The organism is Streptomyces sp. NPDC028635, assembly GCF_040637635.1.
Lineage (GTDB): Bacteria > Actinomycetota > Actinomycetes > Streptomycetales > Streptomycetaceae > Streptomyces.
In genome coordinates, this window is record NZ_JBEZWX010000058.1 from 1 (window position 1) to 25,552 (window position 25,552).

Genomic DNA, 25,552 nt, shown 5'->3' on the forward strand with positions numbered 1-25,552 from the left:
GGCGCGTGGGGGGGGTTGTGGGGGGGGGGGGGGGTGGGGGGTGTCCGTCCTCGGTCCGGCCGCCCGTTCCTGACACGGCGCCCTTGCCCGGTGCCGGCCGCTGCGGGCGGACACCCCCCACCCCGTCCCCTTCCCGCCGTACGCGCCTGCGGCCCGTCGCCCCTTCCGGCTCCGGTGCGGGGCGCGCGGGCGGGCCGGGGGGGTTCGTTCGGGCGGTCGGCCACCGTGGACACCTAAGGGGCGCGGGGAACTGCGCGACCAGCCACGACGCGCCCGCACGGGCCCCCGCGCCCCGGGATGGGCGGTCCGTCCACGGCGGACGGTAACCGCGGACACCTAGGGGCGCGGGGAACTGCGCGACCAGCCACGACGTGCCCGCACAGGCCCTGAGGCCCCCGCCGGCCGGGTGCGGGCCTGGCGGTCCGTTCCGGCGGTCGGCCACCGTGGACACCTAAGGGGCGCGGGGAACTGCGCGACCAGCCACCACGCACCCGCACCCGCACCCGCACGCGCCGCCGTGCCTACAGCGCCCGCAGGGCCGCTGCCGTGGTGCGGGCCAGCGCGTCCAGGTAGCCCCGCGGCAGCTGCCCGCGGATGACGACCGAGCGCCAGTACAGGGGGCCGGAGATCAGATCGAGGGCGAGGTCCTCGTCGGCGCCTTCGCGGATCTCCCCGCGCCGCCGCGCCGCCGCCACGATGCCGCTGGCCACGCCCTCCTGCCCCTCCCGCAGGGTCTTCTGCATGGCCGCGGCGATGTCCGGATTGCGGGCCGCCTCCGCCTGGAGGTCGGGGATGATCTGCGAGGCCACCGGGTGGCGCAGGGCGCGCGAGGTGACCTGGTACAGCAGCCGCAGGTCGCCCTCCAGCGTGCCCGTGTCCGGCGCCGGCAGGCCCATCACCGCCAGCGCCGACACCACGTCGAGCACCAGGTGCAGTTTGGAGCGCCACCGCCGGTACACCGCCGTCTTGCCGACGCCCGCCCGCCGGGCGATGCCCTCGATGGACATGCGCGCGTAGCCGACGGCCGCGAGCTCCTCGAAGACAGCCGCGCGGATCGCCTCCGTCACGTCCTCGCGGAGTACGGCGGCGCCGGCGGGAGCCCGGCGGCGCGCAGGCGTCTGGGGCCCGTCGGCGTTCGTCGTCATACGCCCAGCATAGGGCGTCACGACGAAACGGTTGCGTCCCGACGTCGGATGGGCCTACGCTCGCGTTACGACGCTACGGTCTCGTTCCGACGTAAGAAAGCGGATAGAGAACCGTAAGGAACGACGGGAAGACCCCCGCCCCGAACGAAAGCAGCGGATGTGAGCCAGGCCCTCGACACACCGCCCCCGACCTCGAACCCGGCCGCCCAGATCGACCTCGCGGCGCTCGCCGCCCGCCACGGCCTGTCGGTCAGCGGCGCGCGCCCCTCCCTGCCGGAGTACGTCCGCCAGCTGTGGGCGCGCCGCCACTTCATCACCGCCTTCGCCACCGCCAAGCTCACCGCCCAGTACAGCCAGGCCAAGCTCGGCCAGGTGTGGCAGGTGATGACCCCCCTGCTGAACGCGGCGGTGTACTACTTCATCTTCGGCGTGCTGCTCGGCACCAAGCACGGCGTGGCGGACTACATCCCGTTCCTGGTCACCGGCGTGTTCGTGTGGACGTTCACACAGAGCTCGATCATGGCCGGCACCCGCGCCATCTCCGGCAACCTCGGCCTGGTGCGCGCCCTGCACTTCCCGCGCGCCGCGCTGCCGATCTCCTTCTGCCTCCAACAGCTCCAGCAGCTGATGTTCTCGATGGCGGCGCTGCTGGTCATCCTGCTGTGCTGCGGCGTCCCCGTCTCCCTGTCCTGGGTGCTGCTGGTCCCGGCGCTGGTCCTGCAGTTCGCGTTCAACGCCGGCGTTTCGATGATCATGGCGCGGATGGGTGCGAAGACCCCGGACATCGCCCAGCTGATGCCGTTCCTGCTGCGCACCTGGATGTACGTCTCCGGTGTCATGTGGAGCATCCAGAAGACGGTCGGCCACGACGACCTGCCGCACTGGGTCCTCACCGCCCTGAAGTGCAACCCGGCCGCCGTCTACATCGACCTGATCCGCTTCGCCCTCATCGACACCTTCCACGCGAACCAGCTGCCGCCGCACGTGTGGGCGGTCGCGACGGGCTGGGCCCTGCTCGCAGGCGTCGGCGGGTTCATCTACTTCTGGAAGGCAGAGGAGACGTACGGCCGTGGCTGACACCCTGGTGAACGACATCCTGTCCGACAGCCGCCCGAGCGACGCCTCCGCGCCGGCCCCCACCGTCGTCGTCGACCACGTCGACATCGTCTACCGGGTCAACGGCACCGGTGCCGGCCGGGGCAGCGCCACCGCCGCCCTCAACCGCATCCTGGGCCGCGGCAAGGCCGAGAAGGCGGCGGGCGTGCGCCGGGTGCACGCCGTGAAGAACGTCTCCTTCGTCGCGTACAAGGGCGAGGCGGTCGGGCTCGTCGGAACCAACGGCTCCGGCAAGTCCACGCTCCTCAAGGCCGTCGCGGGCCTGCTGCCGGTGGAGAACGGACGCATCTACACCGACGGCCAGCCCTCCCTGCTCGGCGTCAACGCGGCCCTGATGAGCGACCTGACCGGCGAGCGCAACGTCTACCTCGGCGGCCTGGCCATGGGCATGTCCCGCGAGCAGATCAAGGCCCGCTACCAGGAGATCGTCGACTTCTCCGGGATCAACGACAAGGGCGACTTCATCTCCCTGCCGATGCGCACGTACTCCTCCGGCATGGGCTCGCGGCTGCGCTTCTCCATCGCCGCCGCCAAGGACCACGACGTCCTCCTCATCGACGAGGCCCTCGCCACCGGCGACGCCCGCTTCCAGAAGCGCTCGGCCGAGCGCATCGAGGAGATGCGGGGGCAGGCCGGCACGGTCTTCCTCGTCAGCCACAGCAACGCCTCGATCCGCGAGACCTGCGGCCGCGTGCTGTGGCTGGAACGCGGCGAACTCCTCATGGACGGCCCCACGGAGGAGGTCATGAAGGAGTACGAGGCCTTCACCAAGGGCGGCAAGAAGCCCAAGCCCCTCTGAGCAACGACCCTGAGGCGCACGGCACTTGAAACCGCGCGCGGCGCCGGCCCGCCCTCCGTTACCCTCGCCGCACACGACGATCAAGGAACGGGGGCGCGATCGGCATGGCGGCGGACGTGACAGGGGAACGGCTGCGGGCCGAGGACCCGCGGGAGATCGCCGGGTACCGGCTGCTCGCCCGCATCGGTGAGGGCGGCATGGGCACCGTCTACCTCTCCCGGACCCGCGGCGGCCAGCCCGTCGCACTGAAGGTGATCCGGCGCGACCTCGGCGGCGACCCGGGCTTCCGCGCACGCTTCGAGCAGGAGGTGCAGGCGGCCCGTCGGGTCCAGGGCTACCACGTCGTCCCGGTCGTCGACCACGACACGAGCGGCGAACGGCCCTGGCTCGCCTCCGTGTTCGTCCCCGGCCTGCCGCTGCACGAGGCCCTCGCGGCACACGGCCCGCTGCCGCTGCCGGCCGTGCTGCAGCTCGTCGGCTGCACCGCGCGGGCGCTCACCGCGATCCACTCCGCCGGCATCGTGCACCGCGACCTCAAGCCCAGCAACATCCTGCTGAGCAACCAGGGTCCCTACGTCATCGACTTCGGCATCGCCCGGGCCGCCGACGCCACCCAGCTCACCGTGTCCGGCGCTGTCATCGGCACCCCGCAGTTCATGTCCCCGGAACACGCCCTCGGCGAGCCGGTCGGGGCCGCCACCGACGTCTTCTCGCTCGGCCTGATCGCCGCCGTCGCCGCGACCGGCCGCCACCCCTACGGCGACGGCGGCGCCCTCACCCTCGCCGCGCAGATCGCCAACACCGCCGTACGACCGCCCCGCCTGGACGGCTACGACGAGCGGCTGAGCCCGATCCTTCAGCGCTGCCTCGCTGCCGACCCCGCCGCCCGCATCGGCACCGAGGAACTGGCCGCCCTGTGCGAACAGGCCGCGGGCCGCCCCCTGAACGACTTCACCGGCTGGCTCCCCGAGCCGCTCGCCGCCGACCTCGCCGCGCGGGAGCGGGCCGCGCTCACCCCGCCGCCGGAGCCGACGGTCACCGACCGTGGGTCGCGGGGGCCGACACCGCCGCACGGTCCCACCTTCGCCGGCGCCCCGACCGTGGGCCCGCCCCCGCCGGCGTACTCCCCCACCGCCCCGCGGCGTTCCCGTAACGGGCTCGTCGTCGCGGGCGCCGCGGTAGCCGTCGTTCTCGCGGTGGTGGTGACGTGGACGCTGGCCCGTTCGCACGGCACGTCGGACGAAGGGCAGGGGGACGGCAAGCAGACGGCGCAGCCCACCCACTCCGCCACGCCTCCGCCCGGCCCGGACCCGACCGCCTCGGGCTCGGGGTCCCCCGCCGCCGACTCCGGGTACACAGCCGTGTTCACCGACCGGACCTTCGCCCTGCGCTCCCCGGGCCCGGCCGCCGTCGTCGAGGCCGACCTGGACATCCCCAACGTGCACGCCACGTCGGACATCACATCGGGCAACGAGATCGAGCTCGACGAGGTGGCGGGCGGCCACTGGAGCTTCAAGACGCCCTGGGGCAAGAGCGCGGGCACCACGCCCGAGCAGTGCCTGGAGGGCGCCCGGGGCGACGTGCTGCCCACCCAGATCGACGCGAAGGACCTGCGCACCATGATCCCGGTCGGCTCGGTCCTGTGCACCGAGACCGACGAGGGCAACCTGGCCATGCTGAAGGTCACCGCCGTCACCGCGAGCACGGGCAACCTCCCCGACTACGCCACCAAGCTCACCCTCTTCAAGCAGAGGTAGCCGGCCCGGACACACGAAACGGGGGCGCCCCGGGCCCGTAGGAGCCCGGGGCGCCCCCTTGTGCGCGGGTGCGACTACGAGTGCGCCCTCAGCAGCGTCCGCATCGTGCGCATCGCGACCGACAGGTTGGCGAGGTCGAACGCGTCCGAACCCTGAATCTCCTCCAGCGTGGTGCGGGCCCGCCCGAGGATCGGCGCGTTCTTCTGCTGCCACAGCTCGAAGCGCTGCTCCGGCGTGGACGTGCCGTTACCGGCGGCCAGGACGTCCGCGGTGAGCGCCGCGTGCGCCGCGAAGAGGTCCTCGCGGATCGCCGCGCGGGCCATCGACTGCCAGCGGTCGTTGCGCGGCAGCTCGATGATGCGGTCCATCAGCTGTGTGATGCCGAGGCGGTCGGCGAGGTCGTAGTACACCTCGGCGACGTCCAGCGGCTCCTTGCCCATGCGGTCGGCGATCGAGACGATGTCCAGCGTCGGGAACGCCGAGGAGAACCCGGCGACCCGCGTGGCCAGCTCGTCCGGCACGCCGGCCCGGGTCAGCTCGTCGTAGATCTGCTCGTACCACTCGAGGTCGTCGCCCCGCAGCAGCTTCGGCAGCTCCTGCCACACGTGCTCGACGCGCTCGGCGAAGAAGTCCACCGTCTCGCGCAGCTGCAGCGGCTGCGGCCGGTTGTTGAGCAGCCAGCGCGTACCGCGCTCGACCAGGCGGCGCGAGTGCAGCCGGATGCGGGTCTGCACGGCGGCGTCGACCTTGTTGTCCAGCTCCTCCACCGCGTCCCACACGTTCGCCGAGCGGAAGATCACACGGGCCGCGGTCTGCGCCCGGACGATCTCCTCCAGCGACGCCCCGGTCTCCTCGCGCAGCCGGTGCAGATACGTCGTACCGCCCGTGTTGACCGTGTCGTTGACCAGCACGGTGGTGGTGATCTCGCGGCGCAGCGGGTGGCCGTCGATGCGGTCGGCGAACTTCTCGCGCAGCGCGCTCGGGAAGTAGCAGTGCAGCAGCTCGCGCAGGTACTCGTCGTCCGGCAGCGAGGTCGCCAGCAGCTCCTCGGACACCGTGATCTTCGTGTACGCCAGCAGCACGGCCGTCTCCGGGCCGGTCAGGCCCTGTCCCTGCGCGAGGCGCTCGCGGATCTGGCGGTCGGTGGGCAGGAACTCCAGCGCCCGGTCCAGGTGGCCCTCGCGCACCAGGTGGCGCAGGAAGCGCTGCTGGGCGTGGAGCATGTCCTTGGACTGGGCGAGCGCGTTGGCGATCGCCGTGTTCTGCGCGTAGTTGTTGCGCAGGACGAGACGGCCGACCTCGTCGGTCATCTCGGCGAGCAGCTTGTTGCGCTGCTTGACGGTCATGTCGCCGTCCGCGACCAGGCCGTTGAGCAGGATCTTGATGTTCACCTCGTGGTCGGAGGTGTCCACGCCCGCGCTGTTGTCGATGGCGTCGGTGTTGATCTTGCCGCCGTGGTGGGCGAACTCGATCCGGCCCAGCTGCGTCGCGCCCAGGTTGCCGCCCTCGCCGACGACCTTGACCCGCAGATCGGCGCCGTCGACGCGGATCGCGTCGTTGGCCTTGTCGCCGACGTCGGCGTTCGACTCGGTGGAGGCCTTGACGTAGGTGCCGATGCCGCCGTTCCACAGCAGGTCGACCGGCGCCTGGAGGATCGCCTTCATCAGCTCGGCCGGGGTCAGCTTGGTGACGCCCGACTCGATACCGAGGGCCTCGCGGATGTGCGCGTTGACCTGGATCGACTTGGCGCTGCGCGGGAAGATGCCGCCGCCCGGGGACAGCAGCTCCTTGTTGTAGTCCTCCCAGCTGGAGCGCGGCAGGTCGAACAGGCGGCGGCGCTCGGCGAAGGAGGTCGCCGCGTCCGGGGTCGGGTCGATGAAGATGTGCCGGTGGTCGAACGCGGCGACCAGCCGGATGTGCTCGCTCAGCAGCATGCCGTTGCCGAACACGTCACCGGACATGTCACCGATGCCGACGACCGTGAAGTCCTCGCTCTGCGTGTCCACGCCCAGCTCGCGGAAGTGCCGCTTGACCGACTCCCAGGCACCGCGGGCCGTGATGCCCATGCCCTTGTGGTCGTAGCCCGCGCTGCCACCGGAGGCGAAGGCGTCCCCGAGCCAGAAGTTGTACGACTGCGCGACGTCGTTGGCGATGTCGGAGAACGTCGCCGTGCCCTTGTCGGCGGCGACCACCAGGTAGGTGTCGTCCTCGTCGTGCCGCACAACGTCCTTGGGCGGGACGACCTCGCCCGCGACCATGTTGTCGGTGATGTCGAGCAGCGCCGAGATGAACGTCTTGTAGCTCGCGACACCCTCGGCCAGCCACGCGTCGCGGTCCACGGCCGGGTCGGGCAGCTGCTTGGCGACGAAGCCGCCCTTGGCGCCGACCGGCACGATGACGGTGTTCTTCACCATCTGCGCCTTGACCAGGCCGAGGATCTCCGTGCGGAAGTCCTCACGCCGGTCGGACCAGCGCAGACCGCCGCGGGCGACCTTACCGAAGCGCAGGTGCACGCCCTCCACACGCGGCGAGTACACCCAGATCTCGAACGCCGGGCGCGGCGCCGGCAGGTCGGGGATCGCCTGCGGGTCGAACTTCATCGACACGTACGCGTGCGGCGTGCCCGCGTCCGTCTTCTGGAAGAAGTTGGTGCGCAGGGTCGCCTTGATGACGGTGAGGAAGGAGCGCAGGATGCGGTCCTCGTCGAGGCTGGCCACCTGGTCGAGCGCGGCGTCGACCTCCTCCAGCAGGGCGTCGATCAGCTCGAGTCCGGCCTTCTGCCGCTCCGGCGCCATCCGCGCCTCGAACAGCGAGACCAGCAGCCGCGTGGTGTGGACGTTGTTGCGGAGGGTGTCCTCCATGTAGTCCTGGCTGAAGGTGGAGCCGGCCTGCCGCAGGTACTTCGCGTACGCCCGCAGCACCATGGCCTGCCGCCAGGTCAGCCCGGCGCTCAGCACGAGGGCGTTGAAGCCGTCGTTCTCCGCCTTGCCGGTCCAGGTCGCGGCGAAGGCCTCCTGGAAGCGCTCACGGGCGTCGTCGCCGAGGTAGTCGCCGCCGCCCGCCGCCTTCGGCATGCGCAGGCCGAAGTCGTAGATCCACGCCACGGACCGGTCCGCGCAACGCAGCTCGTAGGGCCGCTCGTCCATCACCTCGACGCCGAGCTGCGCCAGCACCGGCAGCACCTTCGACAGGGAGATGGACTCGCCCTTGCGGTAGATCTTGAAGCGGCGCTCGTCCTGGGCCGCGCCCACCGGCTCGTACAGGCTGAGGGAGAAGTCCTTTTCCTTGCCCAGCGCCTCGAGGTGGACGAGGTCGGCGACCGCGGAGCGCGGGCTGTGGTCGGCCTTGTAGCCCTCGGGGAAGGCGTTGTTGTAGCGGCGCAGCAGCTCGGCGGCGTGCTCCTCGCCGAACTCGGCGTTCAGCGCCTCGGAGAACCCGTCCGCCCAGGAGCGGGCCGCCTCCACCAGGCGCGCCTCGATGCGCTCCTTGTCGCTGTCGCTCAGCTCCGGCAGCTCGGTGCCCGGCGCGACCCGGACGACGAAGTGCAGCCGGGACAGGATCGACTCGGTGTTCCAGGCGGTGAAGTCGACGCTGGTGCCGCCGAGCTCCTCCTTGAGGATGTCGATGATCCGCAGCCGCACCCCGGTGGTGTAGCGGTCACGGGGCAGGTAGACCAGCGCCGAGTAGTAGCGGCCGTACTCGTCCTGCCGCAGGTACAGCCGCAGCCGGCGGCGCTCCTGGAGGTAGAGCACGGACGTGACGATGGCCTGGAGTTCCTCGGCCGGCGTCTGGAACAGCTCGTCGCGCGGGTAGGTCTCCATGATCTGGAGCAGGTCGCGTCCGTCGTGGCTGTTCGGGGAGAACCCGGCGAGCTGCAGGACCTCGTCGACCTTGCGGCGGATGACCGGCACGCGCAGCACGGACTCGGTGTAGGCGGCAGAGGAGAACAGGCCGAGGAAGCGGCGCTCACCGACGACGTTGCCGTCCGCGTCGAACTTCTTCACACCGATGTAGTCGAGGTACGACGGCCGGTGCACGGTGGCGCGGCTGTTGGCCTTGGTCAGCACGAGCAGCTTGTGCTCGCGCGCCTTGGCGCGGGCGTCGGCGGGCAGCCGCTCGAAGGAGGGGCTGACGGGGTGCTGGTCGTCGTCGGCGTGGTGCGGGTCGGAGCGCAGGATGCCGAGGCCGGTGCCGGGGACGGCGGCCAGGGAGTCGTCCTCGCGCAGCTGGTACTCGCGGTAGCCGAGGAAGGTGAAGTGGTCGTCGGACAGCCAGCGCAGCAGCTCGCACGCCTCCTCGACCTGCTGCTCGGGCAGGTCGTCGGGGCGGGACTCGGAGGGCAGGCCGTCGGCGAGGCGGGCCGAGGCGTCCCGCATCTTCTCCCAGTCCTCGACGGCCTCACGCACGTCGGACAGCACGCGCAGCAGGTCCGCGGTGATCTGCTTGAGGTCGCCGCGGTCGGTCTCGCGGTCGATCTCGACGTGGATCCAGGACTCGATGTGCGCGTCGTGCGGCAGGTCGCCGGACGGCGGGGTGGTGAGGACCTCGATCAGCTTGCCGGTGAGGTCGCGGCGCACCACCATCTGCGGGTGGATCACGACGTGGATGCCGCGGCCCTGCCGGGTGAGCTCGTTGGTGACCGAGTCGACGAGGAAGGGCATGTCGTCGGTGACGACCTCGACGACGGAGTGGCTGCACGTCCAGCCGTTCTCGTCGACGGTCGGCGTGTGCACGCGGACGTTCGCCGTGCCCTGGGGGCGGTTCTCGGCCAGGCGGTAGTGCGAGTGGGCGGCACCGAAGACGTCGACCGGGTCGCGGTCGGCGAGGTCCTCGGGCGCGGTGTGCAGGTAGTAACGCTGGAGGAACGCGAGTACGGTCTCCCGGTCCGAGGTGCCCGTGCCCGGGGTGTCCGGGGAGCCCTCGGCCGTCGCCCCGGTCGGAAGGTGCCCCCCGACCGGGCTGTTCTCAGCGACCCGGGCCGCCCTCTCGAGCAGCTCGGCCTTGGCTTCGTCCAGCTTGGTCTGCATTGTCCTCTGGCTCCTGTCGCGCGCCGTTGCGTGACGTAGAAGGAAGTACGGTCTCCGGCCTTCCGACGTGACGCCGAGACGCGGGGTGTCCGGTCTGTTCCGACGCTATGCCGCAAGGTGAGATGAGTGGGGGGATATCGGCCATGTTCAACACACCCGCAACACGGGACGCCGTTTCGCGTGCCGCCTGCTTCAGGGATGTGTCCGGCGTCCTGGGAGCCCTGGGGGCCCCGACCCGCCCGTGAAGACCAGCGACCGCCGCCCGGTCACGGATGTCGTCCGTGCACGCCGGGCGCAGGGCAGGGGCAACACTGCCCCCGCGAGCTATCGCGCTGATCACGCCACAAGGCTATCGCTCCTTACCGGGGGCCCGTCATGAGCCGTATGTGTACAAATCCAGGGGTCGAAGTTTGACGTTCTGCACAGGGGCCGGCGGGCGGAGCGTGACGTAGGTACGAAATCCGCACCGCGCAAGCGTTCGGCCGCCGCCGGCCCCACGGACCTCGCCCGGCCGCCGTGGGCAACCCGTCTCACCGGACGGCGCCGGCCGCGACAGGAGGCAACGGAGGCCCTGCGCCTGTGGTGGCGCGCAGCCACCCACGCCTGCCCTCCCCGGGGGCCGGCAGTCCCCGCCTGCCGCGAGCTGCATGCGGAGCGCCTGCGGGGAGCGACGGCCCGCAGGCCGAGAGTTGCACGCGGGAGCGGCAGCTCCCCGCAGGGCGCGCCTGCCCGCCGCCGGGGGCGACATGCAAGCCGCCCGCAGTGCGCCTGCGTGCCGCCTCGGGGCCCGCGGCGGGCCCTAGGGAGCGGCCGACCCCCGCCCGGCAAGCCACCCGGCCAAGGGACGGCGTCCGTCGCCGCCGTGGAATCCGCGACGCAATCCGGCGCGTCCCCCTTGGCAAGGGCGCCCGCGCGAGGCACGTTGCCCTTGGAAGCCACTGCCCCGAGGGGAGCGCAGCCGACATGCCCGCCAAAATCCTCATCGTCACCGGCGACGCAGCAGAGTCCCTGGAGGTCCTCTACCCCTACCAGCGCCTCATCGAGGAGGGCTACGAGGTCCACATCGCGGCCCCCACCCGCAAGAAGCTCCAGTTCGTCGTCCACGACTTCGAAGAGGGCTTCGACACCTACACCGAAAAGCCCGGCTACACCTGGCCCGCCGACCTCGCGTTCTCGGAGGTCGACCCCGGTGACTACGCCGCCGTCGTCATCCCGGGCGGACGCGCCCCGGAGTACCTCCGCAACGATCCCGAACTCCGCAAGATCCTCAAGTCCTTCTTCGACACCGACAAGCCGGTCGCCCAGATCTGCCACGGCCCGCTCATCACCGCCGCCGTCGACGGCCTGCGGGGCCGCCGGGTCACCTCGTACCCGGCCCTGGAGCTGGACATGCAGTCCGCCGGCGCCACCTTCCAGGACACGGAGGCGGTCGTCGACGGCACCCTGGTCTCCTCCCGTGCCTGGCCGGACCACCCGACCTGGATGCGCGAGTTCCTCACGGTGCTGCGCGCGAAGGCCCCCGTGACCTGACCGTCAGGCCGCCGCTATGCGCCGGGCCTCCTCGACGGCCTCCTCGAGCGTGTCCACCACCGGCACCCCGACCCCTTCGAGGCTGGCCCGGCTGTGCGACCCGCCGGTGTACAGCACCGCCTGTGCCCCGGCGTGCCGCGCGGCCACCGCGTCGTCGGCGGCGTCCCCGATCACCACCGTGCGCGCCGGGTCCACGCCCGTCAGCAGACTCAGATGCCGCACCATGTGCTCGGCCTTGCTGCCGCCGGACGGCCCCGTACGCCCGTCCACCCGCAGGAAGTGCTCCTCGATACCGAAGGTCCGCACCAGCGGGACGAGGTCCTCGTGCCCGTACATGCTCAGGATGGACTGGCTGTGTCCCGCCGACCGCCACCCGGCCAGCAGCTCGGCCGCGCCCACGGTCAGCTCGCACCGTATGCGGTGCTCCGCGTAGTACCGGTGGAAGATGCCGTCCATCAGCTCCCACTCGGCGTCCGTGGGCAATCTGCCCAGCAGTCGCTCGTAGAACTTCGGCACCGGCACGCAGTACAGCGCGCGGTACTGCTCGAGCGTGATCGGCTCGAGCCCCAGCTCGCCGAACGCCGCGTTCGTCGCCCCGATGATCGCCTCATTGTCGTGGAACAGCGTGCCGTTCCAGTCCCAGACAATGTGCGACGCTCCTCGCATCCCCATGCCAAAAACGGTACCCGCACCCACTGACAATCGGGGACTGACGGTGATCACCGCAGGTCAGACACCCTGCACCAGGTTCGGGATCTCCTGCGTGGCGTACCACAGCAGCTCATGGTCCTCGGCGCCGTCCACAACGAACTGCGCGTCGTCGTCCCCGTCGTCCGCCGCCGGCAGCGCCTGGGCCGCGGCCGTCACGTCCGCCTCGGCGTCGTCCGCGTCCACGTGCACCGCGGCCGCCTTGGCCAGCCGCACGACCCCGCTCACCCGCACCTCGCCGAGCGCCGCCGGGTCCAGCGCCCGGCCGGGGTCGGCGCTCGCCGCGCCGTCGGGCACGTCCACGGCGACGACCACCCGCCGGCGCGCCGCGCCCGGGTCCGCCGCGAGCAGCCTCAGCGACGCCAGCGCGGCCCGGCTCAGCGCCGCGTACTCCAGTTCCTCGATGTCGTCGGAGACGTACCACTCGCGCAGCCCGGGCGTGACCGCGTACGCCGTCACCGACTCGCCGGCCCCCAGCTCACCCGCCTTGTACGCCTCGGCGAGCGCGGGGAGGGTCAGGGGGACGTAGACGCGCATGGCCGGCCGCTTTCTCGTGGTCAAAGGGACTTCAGGATACGTGGGGCGGTCCTCTTTCGGGTTTCTGTCCCCAGGCTCGGAGGCGTCCATCCCTGTCCGCCGGTTCACTCTCCACCGCCCGCCCCGCGACGGGGTCGGGCCGCACCACGTCACCCGGATAAGTGAACCTGCGCCCGGCCCTCGGCGGCGGATCCGTCCCTTGCCCGGCCCTCACCAGCCGTACAAGATCCGTGACACCAAGTTACCGAGCGGTATCGACCGGCTCGCCGTGAAACGGGGACACGTATGAACAAGGTCATGACCAGGCTGCAGCGCCGCTCCGGCACCCGCCCGACCGGCCGCCGCGAGGCCACCAGGCCGGGCGGCACTCCCCCGCGCACCCCGGGCGGCACCCCGCCCCGCACGGCGTCCGGCGCCCGGCCACCGGCCGGCCCGGGCCGCACCCCCCGCGCCCGCATCCGGCCCACGGACACCCGCCCGCCGACGACCCCAACGACCCCGACGACCCCGCCGGCCCTCGTCCCCACGGACTTCTTCGCCGAACGCCTCCTCGCCGTCCTCACCGGCCGCCGCCCCGTCCACTTCATGCTCGGCCACACCCGGGGCCGCGCCTACGACGAACTGGCCTGGCTCGCCGAACGCGGCCCCCTGCGCACCGCACGCGGCCCCCAACCGGTCGTCCACGACCTCGGCTACTACGAGGTCCACCCCGACGCCCTGGAGGTCTTCGCCCGCATCACCACGGGCAACCGCCTGAGCGCCCTGGCCTTCCGCCTGGAACGCGGCCAGGACCAGCGCTGGCGCTGCACAGCAGTCGACACCGGCGGCCCCCGCCGCCCGGACACGGACTGACCCGAGGGCGAAGAAGCCAAGGCGAAGAACGGGAGGGGGAAGAGCGGGTGGGGGAAGAACGGGAGGGAGGAAGACCGGAGGGCGACGAACGACCGGGTGAAGAGCGACGAAGGGCCGGGCACCCGACAGGTACCCGGCCCCTCACCTCACGTCACCCGGCAAACACCGCGCGGCGCACGTCACTTCTTACGGCGACGCCCACCCCGCTGCTTGCGGCGCTCCGCCCGCGTGAGCCCGTCCGTCTCGGACCGCACGCCGTCCTCGTCGGTCGGCAGGTCACCCTCGATGATCCCGCCCTCGCCGTCCACGGTCGGCGCGGAGAAGTGCAGGTTCCGCTGCTGCGGCGCGTCCAGCCCCTTCGCCCGGATCTCCGGACGCGAGGCGCCCGCCTGCGCCGGCACCGCGTCCTGGACACCGGCCGCCGGCACGACGTCCTCGACCGGAACCTCCTCGACCTGCTGCTCGACTTGGACCTCCAGGTTGAACAGGTAGCCGACGGACTCCTCCTTGATGCCGTCCATCATCGCGGTGAACATGTCGAAGCCCTCGCGCTGGTACTCGACCAGCGGGTCCTTCTGGGCCATCGCGCGCAGGCCGATGCCCTCCTGGAGGTAGTCCATCTCGTACAGGTGCTCACGCCACTTGCGGTCCAGCACCGACAGCACGACCCGGCGCTCCAGCTCCCGCATGATCTCGGAGCCGAGCTGCTCCTCGCGCGCCGCGTACTGGTCGTGGATGTCGTCCTTGATGGACTCCGAGATGAACTCGGCGGTGAGACCCGCCCGGTCGCCGGCCGCCTCCTCGAGCTCCTCGATGGTCACCTTGACCGGGTAGAGCTGCTTGAAGGCGCCCCACAGACGGTCCAGGTCCCAGTCCTCCGGGAAGCCCTCGGCGGTCTCGGCCTGCACATAGGCGTCGATGGTGTCGTCCATGAAGTGCTGGATCTGCTCGTGCAGGTCCTCACCCTCCAGGACGCGGCGCCGCTCGCCGTAGATGACCTCGCGCTGGCGGTTGAGCACCTCGTCGTACTTCAGGACGTTCTTGCGCGTCTCGAAGTTCTGGGTCTCCACCTGCGCCTGCGCGGACGCGATCGCGCGGGTGACCATCTTGTTCTCGATCGGCACGTCGTCGGGGACGTTCGCCATCGACATCACGCGCTCGACCATCTGCGCCTTGAACAGCCGCATCAGGTCGTCACCCAGCGACAGGTAGAACCGGGACTCGCCGGGGTCGCCCTGACGGCCGGAACGACCGCGCAGCTGGTTGTCGATCCGCCGCGACTCGTGCCGCTCGGTGCCCAGCACGTAGAGGCCGCCGAGCTTCTCGACCTCTTCCTTCTCGGCCTTGACGGCCTGCTCGGCGCGCTTGAGCGCCTCGGGCAGGGCCGCGGCCCACTCCTCGATGTGCTCCTCGGGGTCGAGGCCGCGCTGGCGCAGCTCCGCCTCGGCGAGGTCCTCGGGGTTGCCGCCCAGCTTGATGTCCGTACCACGGCCGGCCATGTTGGTGGCCACCGTCACGGCGCCCTTGCGGCCCGCCTGGGCGACGATCTGCGCCTCGCGCTCGTGGTGCTTGGCGTTGAGCACCTCGTGCTGGACGCCGCGCTTGCTGAGCTGCTGCGAGAGGTACTCGGACTTCTCGACGGACGTGGTGCCGACGAGGATCGGCTGGCCCTTCTCGTGCTTCTCGGCGATGTCGTCGACGACCGCCTCGAACTTCGCGACCTCGGTGCGGTAGATGAGGTCCGACTGGTCCTTGCGGACCATCGGGCGGTTGGTCGGGATCGGGACCACGCCGAGCTTGTAGATCTGGTGGAACTCCGCGGCCTCGGTCATGGCCGTACCGGTCATGCCGGAGAGCTTGTTGTAGAGGCGGAAGAAGTTCTGCAGGGTGATCGTGGCGAGCGTCTGGTTCTCGTCCTTGATGTCCACCCCTTCCTTCGCCTCGATCGCCTGGTGCATGCCCTCGTTGTAGCGGCGGCCGGCGAGGATACGGCCGGTGTGCTCGTCGACGATCATGACCTCGCCGTCGATGACGACGTAGTCCTTGTCGCGCTTGAACAGTTCCTTGGCCTTGATGGCGTTGTTGAGGTAGCCGACCAGCGGGGTGTTCACCGACTCGTAGAGGTTGTCGATGCCCAGCCAGTCCTCGACCTTGCTGACGCCGGACTCGTGGATGGCGACCGTGCGCTTCTTCTCGTCGACGTCGTAGTCGCCGGTCTCCTCGATGCCCTTCAGCGGGTTGCCGGCCTCGCCGCGCTTGAGGCGGGTGACCAGCTTGGCGAAGTCGCCGTACCACTTGGTGGCCTGGTCGGCGGGGCCGGAGATGATCAGCGGCGTACGGGCCTCGTCGATGAGGATGGAGTCGACCTCGTCGACGATGGCGAAGTTGTGCCCGCGCTGGACCAGTTCGTCCTGCGACCACGCCATGTTGTCGCGCAGGTAGTCGAAGCCGAACTCGTTGTTCGTGCCGTAGGTGATGTCGCACGCGTACTGCTCGCGGCGCTGGGCCGGCGTCATGTTCGCGAGGATGCAGCCGACGGACAGACCCAGGAAGCGGTGGACGCGGCCCATCATCTCCGAGTCGCGCTCGGCCAGGTAGTCGTTGACCGTGACGATGTGCACGCCGTCGCCGGACAGGGCGTTCAGATAGGCGGGCAGGGTGCCGACGAGGGTCTTGCCCTCACCGGTCTTCATCTCGGCCACATACCCGAGGTGCAGGGCGGCGCCGCCCATCATCTGCACGTCGTAGTGGCGCTGGCCGAGGACGCGCTTGGCGGCCTCGCGGACCGTGGCGAACGCCTCGGGCAGCAGGTCGTCCAGGCTCTCGCCGTCGGCGTACCGCTGCTTGTACTCATCGGTGAGGGCCCGCAGCTCGGCGTCGGAGAGGTCGACGAAGTCCTCTTCGATGGAGTTGACCTGGTCCGCGATGCGGTGCAGCTTGCGCAGGATCTTGCCTTCGCCTGCACGCATGATCTTCGAGAGGACGGACACGGGGGTTGGTCTCCTTGCCGGTCGGGCCTGGGACGGTCGGTTACCACTTGACTTACTGAGCAACGGCCATCGTATGCGAGGACCCCGCCGCGCCGGGAGGCCTGCCGTGACGAGGACCGTCCGCTCCTTCTCTGCTCTGCTTCAAATCTCCTTCAAAGGGGACAACGGCCGAGCCGCGCCGATGGTGCCGGATGCCGCCGACGAATTGCGCGAAATGTGATCGCCCGCTCACCCGGAGCAAAGGGATGGCGGTCACGGACCGGCCCGAGCAGAATCGGCCGATGGAACCCGTCACGCTCGCCACCGACCGCCTCGTCCTGCGCACGGTGGGCCCGCAGGACACCGACGCGGTGTACGCCGCCGCGCAGGACCCGGACATCCAGCGCTGGACGACCATCCCCTCGCCCTACCTCCCGGAGCACGCGCGTGCCTTCACCGAGCAGACGGTCCGGGAGGGCTGGGCCGACGCCTCGATGTGCACCTTCGGCGTCTTCCTGCCCGGCGGTGAGCTGACCGGCATGCTCGCCCTGACGATGCGTTCCCTGGGCATGGCGGAGGTCGGCTACTGGGCGGCGAAGGAGCACCGCGGCCACGGCTATCTCACCGAGGCCACCGTCGCCGCCACCCGCTGGGCCTTCACCCACCTCGCCGTCGACCGCGTCGAATGGCGGGCCGAGGTCGGCAACCACGCCTCCCGCGCGGTGGCGGAACGGGCCGGCTTCACCATCGAGGGCACCCTTCGCTCCGCGCTCAACAACAAGGGCGTACGCCGGGACTGCTGGGTGGGTTCCCTGCTCCCCTCGGACCTCGACCTGCCCTCCACGGCGCCCTACTTGCCGGCCCGCGCGGAGCCCGCGTAGCCGCGCACCGCCCGAGCATCCGCCGCACCCGGCGAGAAACCCCAGGTCATTCCCCCCTGTCAGTCCCCACCCCTATCGTGCCGACCATGACGACCCCGCGCCCCACAGCAGAGCTCACCGCAGACGAGGCCCGCCGCATCGCCCTTCGCGCCCAGGGCCTCCTCGGCACGCCGTCGTACGCCCGCCGCACGGGCCCCGGCGCGGCCGTCCGCGGTGTTCTCCGTCACCTCGGCGCGGTCCAGCTCGACACCATCTCCGTCCTGGCCCGCTCGCACGAGCTCGTCCCCTACGCCCGCCTCGGCGCGGTGGGCCGCACGACCGTCGAGCAGGCCTACTGGACGGACGCGCACGCCTTTGAATACTGGTCGCACGCGGCGTGCATCCTTCCCGCCGAGGAGTGGCCGCACTTCGCCTTCCGCCGCCGCGCCTACCGCAACCGCCCGCACTGGGGCCACGAGCTGCCCGACGGCGCCTACGACCAGGTGATCAAGCAGCTCCGCAGCGACGGCCCGCTGACCGCGACGGAGTTGGGCGGCGCCAAGAAGACGAACGACTGGTGGGACTGGTCCGGCACCAAGGTCGCCGTCGAACGCGCGCTGATGTACGGCGAGGTGGTCTGCGTGACCCGCCGCGGCTGGAAGCGCGTCTACGACCTCGCCGAGCGCGCGATCCCGGCGGAGCTGCTGCACGACGAGCTGGACGACACCGAGTGCGTGCGCCGTCTGGTCCGCCAGGCGGGCGAGGCCCTCGGCGTGGGCACGCGCGCGGACATCGCCGACTACCACCGGCTCAAGGGCGAGCAGGTGGACGCGGTGATCGCCGACTCGGGTCTGGTGCCGGTGACGGTGGAGGGCTGGGGCCGCCCCGCCTGGGCGGACCCGGCGGCCCTGGAGACCCCGCCGCGCGGCCGGCACCGCACCACGCTGCTGTCCCCGTTCGACTCCCTGATCTGGGAGCGGGCGCGCACGGAGCGGATCTTCGGCTTCACCCACCGCCTGGAGGCCTACGTGCCGCGGCCCAAGCGGATCCACGGCTACTTCGCGATGCCGGTCCTGGCCGGTGGCCGCCTCGTCGGCCGTGTCGACCCGGCGCGCTCGGGGGCCACGCTGGTCGCCAAGCAGGTCACCGTGGACGGGAAGAAGGCCATCGCGGCGGTCGCCCAGGCCCTGGTGGAGGCGGCGTCGTGGGTGGATTGCACGGACGTACGCGTGGAGCGTGTCGAGGCGCCGGAGCTGCGCGAGCCGCTGGTCGCCGAACTGGCCCGGCTGACGGCCTGACGCACACGGCAGCGGTCAGTCGAGCGATCAGCGGCAGGGTCCGCCGGAACAATCAGCGGATCTCGAGGATCTTCTCCCGCATCGCGTAGACCACGGCCTCCATCCGGGAGTGCAGCTGCAGCTTCTCCAGGATGTTGCGCACATGGTTCTTCACGGTGTTCTCGGAGATGAACAGCTCCTTGGCGATGTCGCGGTTGTTCATCCCGGTCGCGACGAGCTTGAGCACCTCCAGCTCGCGGTCGGTGAGCCGCGGCGCGGGTACCAGCCGGCGCTCGTCGGTGCGCTGGATCATCGATTTGAACTCGGTGAGCAGCTTGGAGGCCATGGAGGGGCTGATCTGCGACTGGCCGTCGGCCACCGCGCGAATCGCGGTGGCCACCTCGTCGGTGGAGATCTCCTTGAGCAGATAGCCGGTCGCGCCCGCCTTGATCGCGTCGTAGAGGTCGGCCTCCTCGTCGCTGATCGTCAGCATGATGATCTTCGCGCTGGGGGCCACCTCCTTGATGGAGGTGCAGGCCTCGATGCCGCCGCGCTTGGGCATGCGGACGTCCATGAGCACGATGTCGGGCAGCAGGTCGGCGGCCTTCTCCACCGCCTCGGCGCCGTCCCCGGCCTCGCCGACGACCTGGATGTCCTCCTCGGCCGCGAGCACGATCTCCAGGCCGCGGCGGAAGAGGGCATGGTCGTCCACGACCAGGACTCTGATCGGCTCGCTGCGTGCGGAGCCCGCCGTGCCCGGGCTCATGCCGACGACGCCGTCATCGGCGTCCTCGTCCCGCATCGGTCCGAAGGTGTCCGCCATCGTTCCTCCCCCTGAAGGCTGTGGCCTGTGGTCCTGTGCCATCGCCAACCCAAGGCAACGACCCACCGGTTGAGCCGTTGCGGCCATGATTCCATGCCTCGGCGACAACGCGGTGACGCAGCGGTGGGCGCAGGGTCGCACGCCGGTGCCCCTGGGGGCGCACGCCGCGCTCCAGGGGCACCGGCCCGGCTGTCGTACGGAGGGTCAACCGCCCAGCGAACCGCCCGCGTCCGGGGAGGGCGCCTCGGTGACCATGGTGTCGGTACTGAGGTGGATCACGCCGTAGTCGTAGGCGTGGCGCCGGTAGACGACGCTGGGCTCCTTGGTCTCGGAGTCGACGAAGAGGTAGAAGTCGTGGCCGACCAGTTCCATCTCGTAGAGGGCCTGGTCGAGTGTCATGGGGGCGGCGACGTGGGTCTTCTCGCGTACGACGAGGGGGCCGTCGCCCTGCACCTCGAGCGAACCGATCTTCTTGGTGGGCACGCTGTCCGGCTCTTCCGGCGGGACGGGATGGCCGTTCCCGTTGAGCGTCGCGACGCCCGGGACGTGGTTGGGGACCTCTGCCGCGCTGATCCGCTTGGCTCCGCGGCGGGTGAACCGCTTGTCGTGCTGCTTGCGCAGCCGGGCTTCCAGCTTCTCCGCCGCCAGGTCGAGTGCCGCGTACGGATCGTTGGCAGCCGCCTCCGCCCGGATCACCGGACCGCGGGAGCGGAGCGTGATCTCCACCCGGTCGCAGCGGTCGGCCTGTCGGGGGTTGGGCTCCTTGGACACCTCGACGTCGAGGCTGATCACCTTGGCATCGAGCTTCTGGATCTTGTCCAGCTTCAGCTTCTCGGCCACGTGCTTCCGGAACCGCTCGGGCACCTCGGTCTTGCGGCCCTTGACGACGATGTCCACGCAGAACTCCGTTCCCGGATCACCCCGCTTCACCGGCGGGGCATCTCCCTTTTGCACCAGGCTCCGGTGTGGCCCGGAACCTCGGACTCGGTGACTTTCACCTCCTCCTCCCCCATGGGCAAGATCTACACCCCCTGTGCTGCGGATGATTACTCAAAACCCGCGGCACGGCATTCGGAAACGAGGGGCATGGCCTGCGGCTTTCCCTCACAACCGAACATATCTCGCCCGGCCGGATGTCGTCACCCTCTCCTGACGTGTACCTCCCTTCAGGTGAATTGACCCCTCATTACCTGCAACGACAGAAGTTCTCGATCAGTTCCGGTTTATTTCGAAAGCATCAGGAGATGCCGCGACCACCGCCGCGCAGACGACACGACCCGCGCGGTACTCGTCCGGCATTCCCCACCTCACGTGCGCCCGATCCGGTCTCCCTTCCGGTACAGCGGCTTCGCGTTCCTCTCGTCCTTCCCCGACGGCTCGCGGGTACACGGGCGACACGCCGGTATCACGCACCGCTCGCGCCGCCTCACCGAGCGAGGCGCCGGTCGTCATCAGATCGTCGACGAGCACCACCGGGCCCTGCGCGAGCAGCCGCCCGCCACCGGGTACGACAGCGAGCGCACCGGAGAGATTCGCCAGCCGTTCCCGGGAGTCCAGCCCCGCCTGGTCGGCCACCGCCCGCCGCTGCCGCAGCACCGCAGCCACCCGGACCGGCATCCCGCCCCGGCGCAGCTCACCGGCCGCCGCCAGCGCGATCCGCCGCGCCGGGTCGTGCCCGCGCGCCCGCACCGCGGCACGCGCCGACGGCACCGGCACCAGGAGCACGCATCCGCCCGCCCCCGCGTCCGCGGGCCCCCCGGTGCGCCGAAGCCCGGGCCGTACCGCCGGCGCGTCCCCCGACGCCCCGACCTGCCGCAGCCCGGCCCGCACCGCCGCCGCGTCACCCGGCGTGCCGCCCTGTCCGAGCCCGGCCCGCACCGCCGCCGCAAGCGCCTCGCCCAACGGCCTGGCGAGCGCCAGCACGCCCCGCTCCTTGTGCGCGAGCAGCAGCGCCCGCACCTCGTCCGCATAGGGCGCCGCCGCGTGCACGGCCGGCAGGCCCGGCGGCTGCGGCTCCGGCCGCACCCGGCACGGCACGGCCCCGCTCAGCGCCGTACGGCACTCGGGGCAGAGCACCGCACGGGGCCGCCCGCAGCCGGCGCACTCGACCGGCAGCACCAGGTCGGTGAGGTCCTGCCACCACCCCCGCATGGGACCACTGTGCCAAGCCCGCGAGGCCCCGGCCACCCCTGTGGACAACGCCCTGTGGAAAACTCCCGAGCGCCCTCGTCAGCCCGGGTACACCGGTGCCGTACCGCTCTTCACGAGCTTCTGCCACTGCGCCCCCGACGGCAGCCGCACGATGCCGTCCTCACCGGAGTACGCCACCAGCGGCACCCGGTCGTCCTCGGAGGCGGCGATGTCCTCCACGCCGGACAGCGCGGCCGGCGGCGGCCCCTCCGGGGTGGAGCCGTCGACCTGGGCGTACCGCATCTGCTGCACGCCACCCGCCTCGCGCCCGACCACGACGAGCCGGCTGTCACCGGACCACGACATCGCCTTGATCTCCTCCAGGCCGGGCGTCGCGGAGTGCAGTTCCACCACGGACACCGCCGGCCGCGCGCCCTCGGGGCCGCCGGCATCCTTGTCGTCGGGGCGCTGGATCCGCCCCACGAACAGCGACTGCTTGCCGTCCTTCTCCACCACGAGCGCGATCCGCACCCCGTCCGCGGCCACCCGGACCTCGCGGATGCGCCCGTCAAGGCCGGGGACGGCCACGTCCACGGGCGTGCCCCCGCCCTGCTGCAACAGCCACAGGTGCGGATGGACGGGGTCGCGGTCGGCCACCCACAGGTCGCCGTTCGCGTCCCAGCTGGGCGTCGTCAGCCGGGTGGCGGGCGTCGCGCCGTGGCTGGTCACCACCGCGCTGCCGAGCGAGCTGCTGGAGACCAGCGAGCCGACGTACAGGGCGCTCGCGTCGCTGCTGACGCCGGCCGCCTCGCGCTCGTCGCGCGACACGGCGGCCGCGCGCAGCGGCCGCACCCCTTGGCCCAGGGCGCCGGGCACCGGCTCGGCCCTGGTGCCGGCGGCGCCGGTGGGCAGCCGTACCAGCCGGCTCTTGTCGTCGATGAAGTACACGTAGTCCGGGAGCGCGGTCGAGCCGCGCGCGGCCACCGCCTCGGCCTGGTCGGCGGTGAGGGAGCACAGGTGCGCGTCGCCGGAGCGCAGCTCGACCTCGTTCACCGTGGGCGTGACGTACTGCAGGGTGAACAGCAGCTGCGCCGCCATCTCGTCGCACCGGGCCCGGCCGACCCGGGCGGCCTTGTCGTTGAGCGGCACGGTCAGCTTGTTCTGGTCGTCCGGGGCGAGGGCCGCCGTACCCCGCGCCAGGTCGGTGCCGGTGGGGAAGCTGGAGCGGACCACCGGCCGCAGCCACGACGTGGGGCCCTGCAGCACGGAGCGCACGACCTGCGTCATCAGGTCCACGCGCTCGCGCACGTACACGGGGTCGGCGACGGCCGTGGTCTGCCCGTTCGTGGCGGCCACGTTGGACGCGAAGTAGTACTTGTTGACGGACATGTAGTTGCGCTGGAAGTCCGACTTGCCCATGACGACGCCCTGCGGCAGTCCGTCGATGCGCCACTGCTGCGTCTTGTCGTCGCGCGTCAGATGCACCGTCTGCCGGTAGGGCCCGTCGGCGGGCCGGTACGACTGCTGCGCGTCCACCGTCGCGACCCGGGTGCCGGTCAGCGTGAAGGCGGCGTCGTCGGCGTCCTCCCGGCTGGCGGAGCGGGCGGCCTGCATGCTCGGGCCGTCCTCCAGCACCGTGGTCGCCCTTCCCGGCTGCCAGGCCCGCGCCGCGTGCGGCGTCAGGTACTGCCGTGCCGTCGCATAGCCGGGGTCGTCGCTGGTCAGCGCCTCCAGGAAGCCCTGGAGGATGTCCGCCGGCGGCGCGCCCTCGGCGGGCGGCATCGCGAACACCCGCACCTGCGAGTCCGGCCGCGGCGTGGACTCCACGCCCCTCAGGTCCCCGCTGTCGGGCATCGACGCGCAGCCCGCCAGCAGAACGACCCCACAGGCGGCGTACGCCACCGCGCGCGCCGGCGTGCGCCGGGCGCCCCCCTCGCGGTCAGCGCCCACGGAAGGCCTCCCCTTGTGTGTCCGAGTCGTCGGGCCGGGCCACGGCGGCGTCCGCCCGGCCCTTGGCGGGCTCCCCACCCGCCGCACCGTCCTGGCGTGGCGCGGAACCGCCCGGCCGGGGCACCACGCGCGCGCCGTTGCCGGGCAGCGCCGTCGGGTCCGCGGTGGGCGCGGCCCCGGCCGGCCGGGGCGGCAGCTGCGCCCGGCACGGCAGCCCGGGCCGCTGCTCACCGGCCGCCGGCTGGGCCGGGACGGTCGCCGACTTCTCCCCACCGCCGCGGGCGGCGCCCGCGGCGTTCAGCCCGCGGTTGCGCCGCGAGTCCTTGGGCTCCAGCGGTATCGGCGAGCCCCGCAACGGCTCGTCCGCGGTCCTGGGCAGCGTCAGCCGGAACTGCGAGCCGCCGCCCGGCTCGCCCCACGCCTGCAGCCAGCCACCGTGCAGCCGCGCGTCCTCCAGGGCGATCGACAGGCCCAGGCCCGTACCGCCCGTGGTACGCGCGCGTGCCGGGTCGGCGCGCCAGAAGCGGCTGAACACGCGGGTCGCCTCGCCGGGCTTGAGCCCGACGCCGTAGTCGCGCACCGCGACCGCGACCGCTCCGCCCGCAGCGGCCAGCTTGACCACCACGTCCCTGCCCTCGCCGTGCTCGACGGCGTTGACGACGAGGTTGCGCAGGACGCGCTCCACACGCCGGGCATCGGCCTCGGCGACCACGGGCTGCTGATCGCCGATCACCCGGATCCGCGTGCCCTTGCGCTCGGCGAGCGGCTCGGCCCCGCTGACCACCCGCCGCACCACTTCGCGCAGGTCGATCGGCTCGGCCTCCAGGGCCGCCGCGCCCGCGTCGAAGCGGCTGATCTCCAGCAGGTCGGCGAGCAGCGACTCGAACCGGTCCAACTGGTCGGCGAGCAGTTCCGCGGACCGCGCGGTCACCGGGTCGAAGTCCTCGCGCGCCTCGTGGATGACGTCGGCGGCCATCCGCACGGTCGTCAGCGGCGTGCGCAGCTCGTGCGAGACGTCGGAGACGAAGCGGCGCTGCATCCGCGACAGGTCCTCCAGCTGGCTGATCTTCTGCTGGAGGTTCTGCGCCATCTTGTTGAAGGCTTCACCGAGCCGCGCGATGTCGTCCTCGCCGGTGACCTTCATGCGTTCCTGCAGCCGCCCGGCCGACAGCCGCTCGGCGATCCCGGCCGCCATCCGCACCGGTGTGACGACTTGGCGCACCACGAGCCACGCGATGGCGCCGAGCAGGACGACGACGAACAGCCCGGCGGTCGCCAGCGTGCCCTTGACCAGGCTGAGCGACTTCTCCTCCTGGGTGAGCGGGAAGAGGTAGTACAGCTGGTACGGGTCGCTGTTGGGGTCGTTGACCTGCTTGCCGATGACCAGCGCCGGCTGCGAGGGGCGGCCGTTGCTGTAGATGATGCGGGTGTAGCTCTGCGCCGCGCCCGTGCTGGAGTCGACCCGCTCGCGCAGGGCGAGCGGCACGCTCTCCGACGGGCTGACGAACCCGGAGGCGCGCGGGCCGAGTCCGCCCGCGCCGGCGGCCCCGGCGCCGGCGGGCAGCGTGACCACGTCGAAGGCGCCCTGTCCGCCGCTGGCGAGGGACGAGACGAGGTTGCTCATCCACTCGATCACGTTCTGCGAGGGACGCGTGTCGACACCGGTGCCGTCGTCGGTGCCCGCGGCCGCCTCGTCGGCCTTCTGCTTGGCCACGGCGAAACCGCCGGCCGCCTGGCTCTGCGAGGCCTTCACCTTCGCCTCCAGCAGGCCGTTGCGGACCTGCCCGATGACGACGAAGCCGAGCAGCAGCACCACGCCGAGCGACATCAGCAGCGTCGTGGCGACGACCTTCAACTGGATGTTGCGCCGCCACAGCCGCATCACCGGCAGCAGCGGACGGCGTATCCAGCGCATGAACAGCCGGACCACGGGGCTGCCGTGCACCCCGCCCTGCAGGAGCCCGCCCTCCACCAGCCGTGCCCAGCGCGAGCCGAGCGGCTTCCGGCCGACAGGCCGCCCGGCGCGGACCCCGGACCGGCCGGGAGCCGAGGCGGCGCTGTCCCTGGACATG

Annotated in this window: 17 protein-coding genes; 7 read left to right on the forward strand and 10 right to left on the reverse strand. The window is 71.6% G+C overall.

Going from position 1 to position 25,552, the window contains the following annotated elements:
* Window positions 1–521: 521 nt before the first annotated feature.
* On the reverse strand, window positions 522–1,145 hold the full coding sequence (locus tag AB0E88_RS33665; protein ID WP_361638515.1) for a TetR/AcrR family transcriptional regulator: 624 nt from the start codon (window positions 1,143–1,145) through the stop codon (window positions 522–524).
* Between the two features lie 159 nt (window positions 1,146–1,304).
* On the opposite strand from AB0E88_RS33665, the gene AB0E88_RS33670 reads away from it, so the two are divergent.
* The 3 genes from AB0E88_RS33670 (at window position 1,305) to AB0E88_RS33680 (ending at window position 4,817) form a co-directional block, all read left to right on the forward strand.
* Window positions 1,305–2,222, forward strand: a complete 918-nt coding sequence (locus AB0E88_RS33670) for an ABC transporter permease (protein WP_361638516.1) — start codon at window positions 1,305–1,307, stop codon at window positions 2,220–2,222.
* A gap of 7 nt (window positions 2,223–2,229) precedes the next feature.
* Window positions 2,230–3,060, forward strand: a complete 831-nt coding sequence (locus tag AB0E88_RS33675; RefSeq protein ID WP_361638553.1) for an ABC transporter ATP-binding protein — start codon at window positions 2,230–2,232, stop codon at window positions 3,058–3,060.
* A gap of 104 nt (window positions 3,061–3,164) precedes the next feature.
* Window positions 3,165–4,817, forward strand: a complete 1,653-nt coding sequence (locus AB0E88_RS33680; RefSeq protein ID WP_361638518.1) for a protein kinase — start codon at window positions 3,165–3,167, stop codon at window positions 4,815–4,817.
* 74 nt (window positions 4,818–4,891) lie between these two features.
* Here AB0E88_RS33680 and AB0E88_RS33685 read toward each other — a convergent pair whose 3' ends face one another.
* Window positions 4,892–9,844, reverse strand: coding sequence for an NAD-glutamate dehydrogenase (locus AB0E88_RS33685; RefSeq protein WP_361638520.1), 4,953 nt, complete (start codon window positions 9,842–9,844; stop codon window positions 4,892–4,894).
* Between the two features lie 963 nt (window positions 9,845–10,807).
* Here AB0E88_RS33685 and AB0E88_RS33690 point away from each other — a divergent pair.
* Window positions 10,808–11,374 carry a DJ-1/PfpI family protein gene (locus AB0E88_RS33690; protein WP_361638522.1) on the forward strand — a complete coding sequence of 189 codons (567 nt, stop codon included), beginning with the start codon at window positions 10,808–10,810 and terminating at the stop codon, window positions 11,372–11,374.
* Between the two features lie 3 nt (window positions 11,375–11,377).
* On the opposite strand, the gene AB0E88_RS33695 is transcribed toward AB0E88_RS33690, so the two are convergent.
* Both AB0E88_RS33695 and AB0E88_RS33700 read right to left on the reverse strand, forming a co-directional pair.
* On the reverse strand, window positions 11,378–12,046 hold the full coding sequence (locus AB0E88_RS33695) for an HAD family hydrolase (RefSeq protein WP_361638523.1): 669 nt from the start codon (window positions 12,044–12,046) through the stop codon (window positions 11,378–11,380).
* 57 nt (window positions 12,047–12,103) lie between these two features.
* A complete protein-coding gene (locus AB0E88_RS33700; protein ID WP_361638525.1) occupies window positions 12,104–12,619 on the reverse strand; it encodes a hypothetical protein in 516 nt (171 codons plus the stop codon).
* A gap of 285 nt (window positions 12,620–12,904) precedes the next feature.
* On the opposite strand from AB0E88_RS33700, the gene AB0E88_RS33705 reads away from it, so the two are divergent.
* Window positions 12,905–13,471, forward strand: coding sequence for an Rv3235 family protein (locus AB0E88_RS33705; RefSeq protein ID WP_361638527.1), 567 nt, complete (start codon window positions 12,905–12,907; stop codon window positions 13,469–13,471).
* 179 nt (window positions 13,472–13,650) lie between these two features.
* Here the strand turns inward: AB0E88_RS33705 and secA are convergent, their stop codons facing one another.
* Window positions 13,651–16,461, reverse strand: coding sequence for a preprotein translocase subunit SecA (secA, locus tag AB0E88_RS33710; protein ID WP_361638529.1), 2,811 nt, complete (start codon window positions 16,459–16,461; stop codon window positions 13,651–13,653).
* Between the two features lie 281 nt (window positions 16,462–16,742).
* On the opposite strand from secA, the gene AB0E88_RS33715 reads away from it, so the two are divergent.
* Complete coding sequence (locus AB0E88_RS33715) at window positions 16,743–17,321, forward strand: GNAT family N-acetyltransferase (RefSeq protein WP_361638531.1); 579 nt, start codon at window positions 16,743–16,745, stop codon at window positions 17,319–17,321.
* A gap of 86 nt (window positions 17,322–17,407) precedes the next feature.
* A complete protein-coding gene (locus tag AB0E88_RS33720; RefSeq protein ID WP_361638533.1) occupies window positions 17,408–18,598 on the forward strand; it encodes a crosslink repair DNA glycosylase YcaQ family protein in 1,191 nt (396 codons plus the stop codon).
* Window positions 18,599–18,650: 52 nt separating this feature from the next.
* Here the strand turns inward: AB0E88_RS33720 and AB0E88_RS33725 are convergent, their stop codons facing one another.
* The 5 genes from AB0E88_RS33725 to mtrB form a co-directional block, all read right to left on the reverse strand.
* The gene (locus AB0E88_RS33725; RefSeq protein WP_361638535.1) at window positions 18,651–19,400 is read right to left on the reverse strand and encodes a response regulator transcription factor; all 750 of its coding nucleotides are present in this window, start codon (window positions 19,398–19,400) and stop codon (window positions 18,651–18,653) included.
* Between the two features lie 204 nt (window positions 19,401–19,604).
* Window positions 19,605–20,297 (reverse strand): ribosome-associated translation inhibitor RaiA, encoded by a 693-nt coding sequence (raiA, locus tag AB0E88_RS33730; protein WP_361638537.1) that lies wholly within the window; start codon window positions 20,295–20,297, stop codon window positions 19,605–19,607.
* A 315-nt stretch (window positions 20,298–20,612) separates the two neighbouring features.
* Window positions 20,613–21,551 carry a ComF family protein gene (locus AB0E88_RS33735; protein ID WP_361638539.1) on the reverse strand — a complete coding sequence of 313 codons (939 nt, stop codon included), beginning with the start codon at window positions 21,549–21,551 and terminating at the stop codon, window positions 20,613–20,615.
* 78 nt (window positions 21,552–21,629) lie between these two features.
* Window positions 21,630–23,480 carry an LpqB family beta-propeller domain-containing protein gene (locus AB0E88_RS33740; protein ID WP_361638541.1) on the reverse strand — a complete coding sequence of 617 codons (1,851 nt, stop codon included), beginning with the start codon at window positions 23,478–23,480 and terminating at the stop codon, window positions 21,630–21,632.
* Complete coding sequence (gene mtrB, locus AB0E88_RS33745; RefSeq protein WP_361638543.1) at window positions 23,470–25,551, reverse strand: MtrAB system histidine kinase MtrB; 2,082 nt, start codon at window positions 25,549–25,551, stop codon at window positions 23,470–23,472. The genes AB0E88_RS33740 and mtrB overlap by 11 nt, the downstream gene beginning before the upstream one ends.
* Window position 25,552 lies beyond the last annotated feature (1 nt).